Genomic DNA, 12,969 nt, shown 5'->3' on the forward strand with positions numbered 1-12,969 from the left:
AAGAACGCTTCAGGCCTGCAGTTGCTGCCATTGCGTCGGGGTATAGGTTTGCATAGACAGCGCATGGATTTCAGCGCGCATCCGGTCTCCCAGTGCGGCATAGACAAGCTGGTGCTGCTGCACCATGCGTTTACCTTCAAATGCCGGACTGACTATCACCGCATCAAAATGCGTGCCGTCATCGCCATTGACTTTCAGGTAATCGCACTCCAACCCGTTGCGGATATAAGCCTCTAATTGCGCTGCTGTTAACACAAAACCTCTCTTGTTCTACAAAATACAGTTGAATCTAGCCAGGGGTCTGGCCAGCTAACTGCGTAATTTATAACCGGATTTTAACATCTTTAGGCATAGCCACGCCAATCCGAGCAAGAAGCTAGCCACCACTGCCAGACTCAGCCATGGCGACACGTCTCCCTGCCCGAAGAAGCCATAACGAAAACCGTCTATCATGTAAAAAAATGGATTCAATTGCGAGACCGCCTGCCAGAAAGGGGGGAGCGAGTGAATCGAATAGAAAACACCGGATAAAAACGTCAGCGGCATGATGACAAAGTTTTGAAAAGCGGCCATCTGGTCGAACTTGTCCGCCCAGATACCGGCAATCACACCAAACGTGCCCAGCAATGCGCTACCACAAAGGGCGAACGTGATAATCCACCCGGGATGCACTGTTGGTACCGACACAAAACACAACGCAACCAGATAAATACTCAACCCAACCACTAAACCACGGATCATGGATGCCGCCAGAAAAGCGATAAAAAACTCCATGGTCGTCAGCGGCGTAAGTAGCAAAAAGACAATGTTACCCATCACTTTAGACTGGATCAGGCTCGATGAGCTATTGGCAAAGGCATTCTGCAACAAGGACATCATCATCAGGCCGGGCACCAGAAACGCGGTATAACTGACCTGATCGTAGACTTTGACGTGGGACTCCAGCACATGCGAAAAAATCAGCAGGTATAATAATGCCGTCAGAATGGGCGAAGCAATGGTTTGAAATGCCACGCGCCAAAAACGCAACAGCTCTTTTTTAAACAGCGTATAAACGCCGCGACGCTGCGGGCTGATTTTGTCATCCAGCCAAAAAAATGGATTCAGCCACTTCATGCCAGCACTCCTTGCTGATTCCCCACCAGGTTAAGAAAGACATCTTCCAGATCCACCTCCTGCAGTTGCATGTCCAGCACCTGCACGCACGCCTGACGCAACGCAGTCAGCACCGCTTCCACCTGCGTTAACTCCGTGATCGCCAGGACGACCTCCTCCCCGTTTTGCTGCTTGAGTAGCGGCTGTAACACGGCAGGCAAGGCCGCCGACAAGCGTAACGACAACTGCTTTGCGGCATGGCTCTTGAGCAAAGCCCGCGTACTGTCTAGCGCCACAACGCGGCCTTGCTTCATCATTGCCACGCGCTGACACAAAGCCTCAGCCTCTTCGAGATAATGCGTGGTCAAAATAATCGTATGTCCTTGCTGATTCAGTTTTTGAATAAACGCCCACAGCATTTGCCGCAATTCGACATCCACCCCTGCGGTCGGCTCATCGAGCACGATGACGGGGGGCTTGTGTGCCAGCGCCTGCGCAATCAGGGCCCGACGCTTCATGCCGCCTGACAGTTTTCGCATATTGGTATAGGCTTTGTCAGTGAGCCCCAGCCCTTCGATAATCTCATCGACCCAGACATCATTCTCGGGGCCATGTCCAAAATAACCAGCCTGGAAACGCAGCATTTCACGCACATTGAAAAACGGATCAAATACCAGCTCTTGCGGCACCACGCCCAATGCCTGACGCGCACGCTGATAATCAGACTGCACATCGTGCCCCATGATGCGGATGCTGCCGCTCGTGGGTTGCAACAACCCCGCCATCAAATTGATCAGCGTGGACTTACCTGCCCCGTTAGGGCCAAGTAAGGCAAAAAACTCGCCTTGCTCAATCTGCAAATCCACGCCCCTCAGGGCTTCAAACTGACCAAACCGTTTGGTAATTCCTGTGATTTCTATGGCAGCGGCCACGTCTATCCTTTCGCTATCCCAAAAAAAACGAAACCCCACCTCGTCTGAGCTGGGGCTGTTCGATTTTGTGAGTGGTTAATTCAACAAGAATCCATCGACACCGTATAGCTGCATTAAACTTCGCAGATTGTCTGGCACCCCGACGACTAACATGTTACCCGGGTGCGTATAGTCATGATTAAGTCTGCGCTGTATCTCAAGAATCATACTGATCGCCACAGTATCCACCTCTTTCACCCCTGAAAAGTCCAGGGTCAGTGGCGAGGCCAGCTGCAGTTTTTGCAAGTCAGCTAAAGTTTCGCTGATATTGGCAATCAGCAAATCACCTTTAAAGTGCAAACTATTTTGTTGTTGCGTCAGTTGAGCCACCCGTTTCTCCCGATTTTTTCAGACCACGCAGTTATTTACCTGTGGCTGCCTTGTTCTTGTCCGCCAGTTTTTTCGTCAGGCTATCCAGACCATTTTGGCGAATTTCTTGTGCAAACTGGCTACGGTAGTTAGTGACCAGACTCACGCCTTCAATGACGATATCAAACACTTTCCAGTCGTCGCCTTTTTTACCCAACGTGTAATCAACGGCAATCGGATCGCCACCAGGCTGCTGTATCGCCGTTTTGACGGTTGCTGTATCCGCCCCGGACTCCATGCGGAAAGGCTTGTATTCAATTACCTGATTTTTGTATTTAGACAATGCAGTGGCATAAGTGCGTAACAGCAGCGTCTTGAACTCAGCCTGGAAAGCTGTTTTCTGATCTGGGCTCGCATTGGTCCAGTTTTTACCTAACACCAGACGTGACACTTTCTCAAAATCAAAGTTTGGCAGTATCTTTTCTTCTGCCAGACTGAAAATCTTTTGCTGGTTGCCCGCTTGAATATCCTTATCGCTTTTGATGACTTCAATCACATCGTCGGCGGTCTTTTTCACCAGTTGATCGGGCGCCATTGCTGCCATTGCTACACCACTGACCAACCACATGGCTGCTGCCATCCACCACTTTTTCATCGCTATCCCTTTATATCGTTTGAGTTATTTGCCCACTTTATCAAGCGGGCTGGCATCTAACGCATCAACTGTACTTTCGGTTGATGCAGCTGCCGTTTTATTTCCATTCTCGTTACTTTCTGTCGCCTTGCTATACAAGAACTGACTAATCAGTTTTTCCAGCACAACCGCATCCTGGGTCTGTGTGATCTTGTCCCCATTTTTGAGGTTGATTTCGTCACCACCGGCTTCGAGCCCAACGTATTGCTCACCCAGCAATCCTGCAGTGTAAATGTTGGCGAACGTATCTTTGGGGAATGCATAACGGGCATCAATGTTGAGACTGACGACGGCCTCATAAGTTTTAGGATCAAACACAATATCATTGACGCGACCGACCACCACCCCTGCACTTTTCACAGGGGCGCGAGGTTTGAGGCCGCCAATATTCTCAAAGTTCGCCGTCACGGTATAGGTCTGGCCAATATTACTGGTAGTGAGATTGCCCACTTTCATGGCCAAGCCCAATAAAGCGGCCAATCCTAATGCCACAAAGATCCCTACCCATAAATCAATTGTTGTTCTTTCCATTGCTGCTCCCGCAAATATCTCGTACGTTGTCCTGCTAAACCGCGATCATGAACGAGGTTAATATAAAATCCAGCCCCAATACCGCCAGTGACGAACTCACCACTGTGCGTGTTGTGGCCCGGCTGACCCCCTCAGCGGTCGGCGGTGCATCATAGCCCTCAAACAAGGCAATCATGGTACAAGCCACGCCAAACACCAGGCTCTTCAACACGCCATTCAGGATGTCATACTGCCAGTCCACATTGGCTTGCATCTGTGACCAGAATGCGCCAGCGTCAACGCCAATCAAAGGCACTGCCACCAAATAGCCGCCCAAAATACCCACCATCGAGAACAAGGCCGCCAATATCGGCATGGCAATCACCCCCGCCCAGAAACGCGGGGCAATGACGCGTGCGATGGGACTGACCGCCATCATTTCCATGGCAGAAAGCTGCTCTGTCGCCTTCATCAACCCGATTTCAGCAGTAATGGCGGTACCGGCACGTCCGGCAAATAACAAGGCCGTAACCACCGGCCCCAACTCGCGCACCAGGGCCAACGAAACCAATACGCCAATCGCTTCCGACGAGCCGTATTTTTGCAACGTGTTATAGCCCTGTAAGGCCAGCACCATGCCGACGAAAAACGCGGAGACCAGAATAATGATCAGCGAGAGGACGCCAGTAAAATAAACTTCGCGGATCGTGAGCCGAAAGCGGCGAAAACTCTCGCCGGAGGAAATCAGCGTTAACCACAACAAGCGACCACCCGCTCCCAGACGCCAGATTTTATTGATAAAGCCCGCCCCCAGCTTGGTCAGCAGCCGTTTGATTTTATGCACAATCATTAACGCGCCCCTCTTAACAAACTGGCATGATATTCAGGCGCCGCATAATGGAAAGGAACCGGACCGTCTTTTTCACCATGCACAAATTGATGGATAAACGGCAACTCGGACTGACGCAGCTCATCGGGCGTGCCCTCGGCAGCGACAATGCCGTCGGCGACGAAATAGACGTAGTCAGCAAACTGGAACGTCTCTTCAACATCATGCGTGACGATGATAGAAGTTGCCCCCAGCACGTCATTCAGGCTGCGAATGAGGTCGCAAATAACGGCCATGGAAATCGGATCCAGTCCGGCAAATGGCTCGTCATACATGATAATGCTGGGATCCAGGGCAATTGCGCGCGCCAGTGCAACACGTCTGGCCATACCGCCTGACAGCTCTGTAGGCATCAGGGCATGCGCACCCCGCAAACCAACGGCATTCAACTTCATCAGCACCAGGTCACGAATCATGCTTTCGGGCAAGCTGGTATGCTCGCGCATCGGAAACGCAACATTTTCATACACGGATAAATCGGTGAACAAGGCACCATGTTGAAACAACATGCCCATTTTCCGGCGCAGTCGATAGATGCCTTCACGATCTTGCTCATGAACGACCTCACCAACCACTTTGACTTGCCCCTTGGTCGGCTTTAACTGCCCACCGATCAAGCGCAACAAGGTGGTTTTACCGCTTCCACTGCCACCCATGATGGCAACCACCTTACCTTTGGGAAACGTCATGTTGATGCCTTTATGCAACAATCGGCCTTTGTAGCCGAAAGACAGGTCTTGAATTTCTACAATTGCGTTCGCCATAGGAAGTGGGAGTTGTAAATCGGCTCTTATTCTAAAACAGATTCAAATTGAAAAGATGTATGTAAACCTCATAATACAAAAAGCCTGAAAAACCAGGCTTTTTGTATCAGCAATCTGTTGTATTCTACACTAAAAACTCATGCACACTAAGTAGGCCGTGCCGGGTAGCGGAGCGGCAACACCGGCACTAGGTGTGCCATTTAGGACAACACGCATGGCGCCAGCATTGCCTACACCGTCATCCAGCATGGTATCCAATTGCGCCGCATAACGCCCTAAAATCGCATCGGAACACATGGCGTGCGCACTGCTAAACGCGCCTGCTGTGACCGCTGTTAAAGCAGTCACGTTGCTGACACCCAACTGCCCGCCTTCACTATTGCGCGGCACATATTGCGTACTGGTGGGGTCGGTTGATCCGGTAACCAAGCCCGCCAATCGCAGGTGTTGCCAGATTAAAAATGATTCATCCGTATCTGTGTTTGAATTCCAAGCCCCCTGAATCAAGCCATTTTGTGTTTGCCCGTTCGTAGTCGCATTGGTGCCGTTGACATGGATATCCGCCGAATGATCATCCCCGGGTAAGACGCGAAAACGGTCTTGATAGCCATAAAAATAAGTGGGGATATTTCTAAAGTCACTGGCGAGACTTTTCACCTTGGCGTTGGCAATCAATTCTTGCCCGCGCATCACCCCGGCCAATAGCAACCCGGCGATCACCAGCACAATCGCCAATTCAATCAAAGTAAATCCTTGTTGTGTTTTCATGTTAAATCCTCCTGATAGCTTAAACCTGTTGTTAAAAGCATGACCCAAGACGCATCTGCACCGACACTATGAATAGCCCGGCACAGCAACAACTTTAACATTAATTAAACATATTTAACAAATAAAACACCAGGAATCTAGCAAAAAGACCAAAGAAAACGGGCAGATGTTTACACATCTGCCCGTTGAAATGACTACTTAAACTTAAAGCGTACCGTAAGAATGCAGCCCGCTTAAAAACATATTCACGCCCAAAAATGCAAACGTTGTCACCAGCAAACCGACCAGCGCCCACCAGGCCAACATGCTGCCGCGCAAGCCTTTCATGAGACGCAAATGCAGCCATGCCGCATAGTTTAGCCAGACAATCAGTGCCCAGGTTTCTTTAGGGTCCCATGACCAGTAGCCTCCCCAAGCCTCTGCGGCCCACATTGCCCCTAAAATCGTTGCAATCGTGAAAAATGCAAAACCGACCGCAATCGCTTTATACATCAAATCATCCAGCACATGCGGCGCGGGCAAGCGACTCGCCAGAATGCCCCGCTTTGCCAGCAGGTAAGCCCCGGCGACCATCGCCGCCAGCGAGAAGGAACCATAGCCAATAAAGTTGGCGGGTACATGAATTTTCATCCAGTAACTTTGCAAGGCAGGCACCAACGGCTGAATCTCATTGGCATGACGATCGAAGGTATACCAGAGAATAAAGCCCACCGCCGCATTGATCACCACCAGCACAAAACCACCCAATTGGCGTGTTTTAAACAATTGCTCATAGTGCAAATACAACAAAGCCGTGATCAGGCAAAACAGGATAAACACTTCGTATAAATTGCTGATCGGAATATGGCCGATATCGGGTGCAATCAGGTAGGACTCATACCAGCGCACCATCAGGCCGACAAACCCAAACAAGGTCGCCGTCCATGTCAGGGCCGAGGCCACTTTGGCGGTGAACTCTGATTTTTGGAACATGGCCAGCCAATAGGTCAGCATAGCCAATACAAACAGCACATTCATCCACATGATGGCAGACTGGCTGGCCAACAGAAACTTGAGCAAGAAGCGTTGACCACCCTGACTCAAGTCGCCCTGATAAACGTAGACGCCAATCAGGCTCAGCACAGCCACACCCAAGACCAGGCGGGCAATGGCTGGCCAGCGCCAGCCCAAATAACTAAATACCGCGACTGCCCCAAACAGAAAGCTGACCTCGTAAATATCCATGAAGCCTGCATAGCGCTGATACGAAAACACCGCACCCGCCAGCAACAGAATGGCATAGACCCAATCAAACTTGCTTAACGACTGCCAGAAGGATACTGGCTTGGATAACGTTGACGTATTCATCTTATTCCCCGATTCAATAACGCATTATGCTGAAGGTGCTTGCAACAGCGTTGAAAGTTGCTGGCGCGCACGCGCAAAATCCTGATCCAAGTCCATATTTTTACGGTTAGACGACATGGCCACCAGGACTTCGTGCTGTGCAGGTTTGATCAATAACCACAAGCGACGTTCCTTAATATAGAACATGGCAAAAATACCCAGTACCAACATCACCGAACCCAGATATACCCAATTCTGCCCAGGCGAGCGCGTCAGTTGGAAACCACTGGCTTGTTTCAGCGTGTAATTCTTGAGCTGAAAATAATACGGTGTGCCATAAAAGAATAAGTCATTCATGGCATTCAGGCTATCCTGTATAAAGATGGCGCTGGTCTGATCCTCTGCGATAGGCTGCAAGTGACGTTGTGCACGGCTCATTTGATATGCCTGCATCGCTGCACGGTTCAACAATTTGAGATAAGTTTGTGCCGCTTGCTCGCGCTGGTCTTTGGGCACAGCGCTTTCAATAATGCGCGACAACTCACTGTAGCCGCCACGCTTGAAGGTCATCAGTAGCTGCTGCAAGCTTTGCTCAAACTGCGCTCGTAATGTGGGATTATTACCTGGCATTTGCGCGGCCACCTGCTGCGCGATCGCCTGAATAGACTTGTCATCGCGTAAGGTTTGGCGCAATCGCATAAAACCGGTGATTTCCATATCGTCATCTGCGGGAATGCGCAAGTACTTGAAGTCCTCCTGCACGGTCTCACGCATGCCAGAGACGAAATAAGCGCGGCCATCCAGCATCAGAGGCTGCATGTAATTGACATACTCACGGGCCTGGCCACTGGCATTGCGCAATTTGAACGTGGTGTTTGGCCCCACATTGTGCGGCTTACCTTTACCATCCGCCGACAGATTCAGGATATTAAACTGGCGAAACTCGTTGAATTCGACTGTCAGCTTTTGCGCGCCGTCACCGAGCGAGCCTTTTTGCAAGATCACGCCATCCACATCAAATCCATCCTGCTGGTTAGCGGCCAAATCCCAGAGTTTGAATTTGAGCTGTGAGCCACCATCCTGAAAGTCAGATTGGTAAATCGCAATCCCTTTGTAAATAAAAGGATGATTCACTCTGACCGTCGCCTCAATCGGTTGCTTCAGGTCTGAATCAGTGATGAGGATATCGCTTTCAAACGATTTCGGCATCCCGGTCGGGTAATGCTCGATACGAAAGTCCTTGAGCATGACCGTAAAAGGTAATTCTTGGACCAGATAGCCATCACGCACCCGCAAGAAAGACACGTTATCACGTTCGCCTTCCGGCAAGGTCATATTGGCGCGGAATGAAAGGTTGCCCACTCCCAGCCGACTCTCAGGCGGCACCTGGCGTGAAGGAATATCGCGCGTCTCAACCTTTTTGTAACTCAGCAATTCTTGAATCTTGAACGGCAAATTGCCATCGAGCAGGCCACCAAAACAAATCACCACAATCGCGGCATGCGTAAAGATATAGCCCAAGCGCTGATGAGTCCCCAATTTGGCCGCAATCAGCACATCGCCATTACTTTGTGGCGTGGTCTTAAAAGTGTAACGCTCTGCCGACAACCAGGCGGACAACTGTGACTGTAAGGCGGTTGCTGCCGAAGCCGTCGTCAGACTGGCCTGATGCTCAAATAAACGTAAGGACTTTTCAGTGGCATGCTCTTTATAGGTTTTCCATTCCTTGAGCATGAGCGGTGTATTCCGCAGCACGCACAAGGTGGTTGAAATCACCAAAAACAGTAAAATCACCAAAAACCACGCCGCATGATAGACATCCAGCAACCCCAGCAATTCGAACAATTCAAACCAGAATTGACCGAACTTGACGATGTAATTGGTATAGGGCTCATTCTGCTTGAGCACGGTACCAATAATCGACGCAACGCCCAACAGCGTTAACAAGCTCACGGCAAAACGCATGGAACTCAGTAACTCATAAACACGCCGGGAAAATGAAGCTGGAGATTTCAAATCGTTCTCGTCAAAAAGATGGATAAGTTTGGTTGCTGGTCAGTCACGGTCTTAACGCAAGGCCCGCTGTTGTGGACGACACAAAACTGCAAAGGTTGCATACGGCTACAGTAAAAAAGGTGGCCAAAGCCACCTTTTTCGAGCAGTCAAAAATTAACGCAAACCTTGGATATAGTCTGCAACAGCCTGCATCTCGGCATCGCTCATTTTACCGGCGATGGTCATCATCATTGGTGCATTGGCGCGCTCACCCGTGCGGAAAGTACGCAGTTGCTGCAAGGTGTAATCTGCATGCTGCCCGGCCAAGCGCGGAAACTGCTTGGGCAACCCGGCACCTGTTGCGCCATGACAAGCTGCACAGGCAGGCACTTGCGTTGCAGCAATCCCGCCGCGATAGATCTTCTCGCCCAGTGAGCCTTTGCCATTACTTTTCGCCTTGTTCAGCTTAATGCTTTGGGAAGAAAAGTATTTTGCCAAGCCTTCCATGTCTTCCTGGCTTAAGGCACCGGCCATGCCGGACATCACTGCGTTGGCACGCGTGCCTTCTTTAAAATTAGTCAACTGCTTGACCAAGTACTCAGGATGCTGACCCGCCAACTTGGGGTTGGTCGTAATCACACTGTTACCATCTGCGCCATGACAAGCCGCACAGACGTTCTGCACGATTTTCTCAGGGCCATTGACCGCTGGTGCCGCCGCCGCAGGGGCCGCTTCCTCAGCAAAAACAGGCTGCAAGCCAGTTGCCAGCAATAAAAACAATCCCGCTTTAAAACTCTTTAACATATCTGAATGCCCCAACGTTTTTATTCTGCAGCATTTTATCAAACAAAGCCTGTTCGTGATAGCATGCAAGCCTGAATAGTCCACAAATCTTGAGTCAGCTCAACGCCATCATGCCTGTTTTCCAAAATGCCAGCTTTCACCTCTCTGCACACCACCTGCGGGACTTGCCCCCAGCCAGTGGCATTGAAGTAGCGTTTGCCGGCCGGTCTAACGCCGGAAAATCGAGCGCGCTGAACACTTTGGCCAACCACAACCGGCTCGCGTTTGTGAGCAAGCAACCAGGCCGCACACAGCTGATTAACTTTTTCACCCTAGGCGATGACAAGCACCTGGTTGACCTGCCTGGCTACGGTTACGCCAAGGTGCCTGAAGCCATGCGCATGCATTGGCAAAACGTGCTGTCCCGCTACCTGAGCGAACGCAGCAGCCTGGCCGGCCTGGTACTGGTCATGGATAGCCGTCACCCACTCACACCACTAGACCGGCAAATGCTGGACTGGTTCTGCCCCAGCGGCAAACCTGTGCACGTACTGCTGACCAAAAGCGACAAATTGTCGCGCAGCGAATCTACTATCACCTTAGGTAAAGTCCGCAAAGAGCTCCAAGCCAACTGGGGAAATGCCATCACCGTGCAACTCTTTTCCAGCCTGAAAAAGCAAGGGGTGGATGAAGCAGAAAAAGTGCTGGGCGAATGGTTTTTTGGCGGCGACACCCAAACGGAAGCGGTGGCGCCAGCCAGCGAATAAAAAAGGCAGACGCACAGTCTGCCTTTTTAGTGGGCCTTAAACGCGCCTGAATACCAAATCCCACACCCCGTGTCCCAACTTGAGACCCCGGTTTTCAAACTTGGTGAGCGGACGGTAGGCCGGTTTCTCGGCGTAATCTGCCGCAGTATTCTGCAACTGTGGCTCTGCGCGCAATACCTCAAGTACCCACTCGGCATACTCCTGCCAGTCAGTCGCCACATGAATGTAAGCGCCCGCTTTCAATTTTGAGCACAACAGTTTTACAAACTCAGCCTGGATCAATCGACGTTTGTGATGACGTTTTTTGTGCCAGGGATCGGGAAAGAAAATGTGTACGCCATCCAGCGAACCGTCTGCCAACATCTGCTGTAACACCTCAACCGCATCATGCTGAATAATACGGATATTCTGGATATCCCCCTCCTGCATCAACTTGAGCAGACTCCCCACGCCTGGAGTATGTACCTCGACTGCCAGAAAGTCATAGTCAGGCAAGGTTTGTGCAATCTTTGCCGTCGCATCCCCCATGCCAAAGCCGATCTCAAGGATTTTTTTGCTCTCGCTGCGCGCGAATGCCTGATCCAAATCGAGCGGCTGCGCTGCATACTCGATCCCGAATTGCGGCCAGGCCGTTTGTAATGCGCGCTCCTGGCCCTTGGTCAAGCGGCCCTGACGCAGCACAAAACTGCGGATACGGCGTTGATAAGGCGCTTCGTCAATCGGGAGGGTTTGGTCTAATTCACTCATGGGGCGCATTATACTTGAGAGGCATGATTTTGATTTTGTGATTTTTACGGTCTGTGCTTTCAGCTTCATTGCAACCAGTCGCGAGACAACAATGTGTCAATCAAGGTTGCGTGCACTCAAGCGCAAACATGGCTGATTCAAGCATATACGGCCTCCATCAACCAGCCCAAACTTAAAGCTGATGCCGCTTATCCCCTTGCAAAAAGCCCAGCAATGGCAACGAGATCCCTTTACTCAAAGCCAATACCTTGAATAATTCACCCATCTCCGCTGGTGACAACAGCTTTTGCACCGCAGCCACCTGCGGCAAATAATGGGCACTGTCTTCGGGATTGATCTGCTGTAGCAATTGCAGAATGCCGCAATTGATCAAAAACTGGGCTTGATTGGTGTATCCCGCGCAATCGAGTCCATGTGCCAATGCCGTTTCGGCCATGGCGGTAAAATCGACGTGGGCGGTGATGTCTTGCAAGCCGGGATACCGCAAGGGATCATCATGCGCATAGTGCTGATAATGACACATCAGTGTGCCCTGGTTGCGCTGCGGGTGATAGTACTCGCGGGCACTGAAGCCGTAATCAGGCAGCAAGATCAATCCTTGCTGCAACATCGCGGCGAGACTGGCGATCAATCCTTGTGCTGCAGGATTGATTTCGGTGAGATACCCTTCTGGCAACTGAGCGGCGTCGATGTGTGCGACGTCTGCTTCATTTTGCAAAGGGCGCGTTTGCCATACAAAACCATGTTCATAGCCAACCCCGCGCTCCAGCCAGCGGCCGCCATGCCACTCCACCAGCTGTACCGGGATTGCATCCAGCACTTCATTGCCAATCACCACGCCCGTGAATTGCTCAGGCAAACGATCCAGCCATTGCACCCGTGCATAAAGTTCGGCTGGCAAGCCTGCCTGCAAGCTTTCTTGCTGGCGCATCCGTAAGTTGGCACTTACCTCAAGGATGTAGTAGTGTGGGTGCAGCTGGTGCTGGGTATGCAGCGCCCGCAGCAAGCCTTGCGCCAATCTGCCAGTGCCTGCACCGAGCTCCAAAATAGCCCCCCCGGTTTCTAACAACACTGGAGCAAGCTGGTTGGCGATGGCGCGCGCAAAAAGTGGCGAAATCTGCGGGGCGGTCACAAAATCGCCGCCTATACCGAACTTATTGCCGCCGCCGCTGTAATATCCGAGGTGTGGCGTATACAAGGCTTGCTGCATGTAATCCGCAAAGGAAATCCAGCCGCCTTGTTGCTCAATATGCGCTTTGATCTGTTGGTGCAGGGCGTCGCTGTGCGCCTGCATCAGCGCATCCGGCACAGGCAAGCGGGAAGAAGTGGGTTGAACAGTCATTCAATCATT

At 51.1% G+C, this 12,969-nt stretch carries 15 protein-coding genes; 1 reads left to right on the forward strand and 14 read right to left on the reverse strand.

The genetic code is table 11. The annotated features are described in order from the left end of the window. Positions 1 to 9 precede the first annotated feature (9 nt). From ACT53D_RS09105 to ACT53D_RS09160, 12 genes are all read right to left on the reverse strand, one after another. The gene (locus tag ACT53D_RS09105) at positions 10 to 255 is read right to left on the reverse strand and encodes a BolA family protein (RefSeq protein WP_194748766.1); all 246 of its coding nucleotides are present in this window, start codon (positions 253 to 255) and stop codon (positions 10 to 12) included. 54 nt (positions 256 to 309) lie between these two features. Next, a complete protein-coding gene (locus ACT53D_RS09110) occupies positions 310 to 1,116 on the reverse strand; it encodes an ABC transporter permease (RefSeq protein WP_194748767.1) in 807 nt (268 codons plus the stop codon). Then, the gene (locus ACT53D_RS09115) at positions 1,113 to 2,027 is read right to left on the reverse strand and encodes an ABC transporter ATP-binding protein (RefSeq protein WP_476155754.1); all 915 of its coding nucleotides are present in this window, start codon (positions 2,025 to 2,027) and stop codon (positions 1,113 to 1,115) included. The genes ACT53D_RS09110 and ACT53D_RS09115 overlap by 4 nt, the downstream gene beginning before the upstream one ends. Positions 2,028 to 2,102: 75 nt before the next feature. Then, positions 2,103 to 2,396: an STAS domain-containing protein gene (locus ACT53D_RS09120; RefSeq protein WP_476155756.1), complete on the reverse strand. Its 294-nt coding sequence runs from the start codon at positions 2,394 to 2,396 to the stop codon at positions 2,103 to 2,105. Between the two features lie 31 nt (positions 2,397 to 2,427). Then, the gene (locus tag ACT53D_RS09125) at positions 2,428 to 3,030 is read right to left on the reverse strand and encodes an MlaC/ttg2D family ABC transporter substrate-binding protein (protein WP_194748769.1); all 603 of its coding nucleotides are present in this window, start codon (positions 3,028 to 3,030) and stop codon (positions 2,428 to 2,430) included. Positions 3,031 to 3,054: 24 nt separating this feature from the next. Continuing rightward, on the reverse strand, positions 3,055 to 3,600 hold the full coding sequence (gene mlaD / locus ACT53D_RS09130; RefSeq protein ID WP_275357661.1) for an outer membrane lipid asymmetry maintenance protein MlaD: 546 nt from the start codon (positions 3,598 to 3,600) through the stop codon (positions 3,055 to 3,057). Positions 3,601 to 3,634: 34 nt separating this feature from the next. Continuing rightward, complete coding sequence (gene mlaE / locus ACT53D_RS09135) at positions 3,635 to 4,429, reverse strand: lipid asymmetry maintenance ABC transporter permease subunit MlaE (RefSeq protein ID WP_194748771.1); 795 nt, start codon at positions 4,427 to 4,429, stop codon at positions 3,635 to 3,637. Then, positions 4,429 to 5,232, reverse strand: a complete 804-nt coding sequence (locus ACT53D_RS09140) for an ABC transporter ATP-binding protein (RefSeq protein ID WP_194748772.1) — start codon at positions 5,230 to 5,232, stop codon at positions 4,429 to 4,431. Before ACT53D_RS09140 ends, mlaE begins: the two co-directional genes overlap by 1 nt. Before the next feature lie 129 nt (positions 5,233 to 5,361). Beyond that, the gene (locus ACT53D_RS09145; protein WP_476155759.1) at positions 5,362 to 6,000 is read right to left on the reverse strand and encodes a type II secretion system protein; all 639 of its coding nucleotides are present in this window, start codon (positions 5,998 to 6,000) and stop codon (positions 5,362 to 5,364) included. A 204-nt stretch (positions 6,001 to 6,204) separates the two neighbouring features. Next, positions 6,205 to 7,347 carry a c-type cytochrome biogenesis protein CcsB gene (ccsB, locus tag ACT53D_RS09150; RefSeq protein ID WP_476155761.1) on the reverse strand — a complete coding sequence of 381 codons (1,143 nt, stop codon included), beginning with the start codon at positions 7,345 to 7,347 and terminating at the stop codon, positions 6,205 to 6,207. Between the two features lie 24 nt (positions 7,348 to 7,371). Beyond that, complete coding sequence (locus ACT53D_RS09155; RefSeq protein WP_476155763.1) at positions 7,372 to 9,291, reverse strand: cytochrome c biogenesis protein ResB; 1,920 nt, start codon at positions 9,289 to 9,291, stop codon at positions 7,372 to 7,374. Positions 9,292 to 9,495: 204 nt separating this feature from the next. Then, complete coding sequence (locus ACT53D_RS09160; protein ID WP_379074558.1) at positions 9,496 to 10,125, reverse strand: c-type cytochrome; 630 nt, start codon at positions 10,123 to 10,125, stop codon at positions 9,496 to 9,498. A gap of 110 nt (positions 10,126 to 10,235) precedes the next feature. On the opposite strand from ACT53D_RS09160, the gene yihA reads away from it, so the two are divergent. Next, positions 10,236 to 10,871, forward strand: a complete 636-nt coding sequence (gene yihA, locus ACT53D_RS09165) for a ribosome biogenesis GTP-binding protein YihA/YsxC (protein WP_313985370.1) — start codon at positions 10,236 to 10,238, stop codon at positions 10,869 to 10,871. Between the two features lie 36 nt (positions 10,872 to 10,907). Here the strand turns inward: yihA and trmB are convergent, their stop codons facing one another. Continuing rightward, entirely contained in the window at positions 10,908 to 11,618 is a 711-nt protein-coding gene (gene trmB, locus ACT53D_RS09170) for a tRNA (guanosine(46)-N7)-methyltransferase TrmB (RefSeq protein ID WP_379074554.1), read from the reverse strand. 172 nt (positions 11,619 to 11,790) lie between these two features. Next, positions 11,791 to 12,960, reverse strand: coding sequence for a class I SAM-dependent methyltransferase (locus tag ACT53D_RS09175; protein ID WP_194748779.1), 1,170 nt, complete (start codon positions 12,958 to 12,960; stop codon positions 11,791 to 11,793). Between the last annotated feature and the right edge of the window lie 9 nt (positions 12,961 to 12,969).

The organism is Methylophilus sp. DMC16, assembly GCF_056314045.1.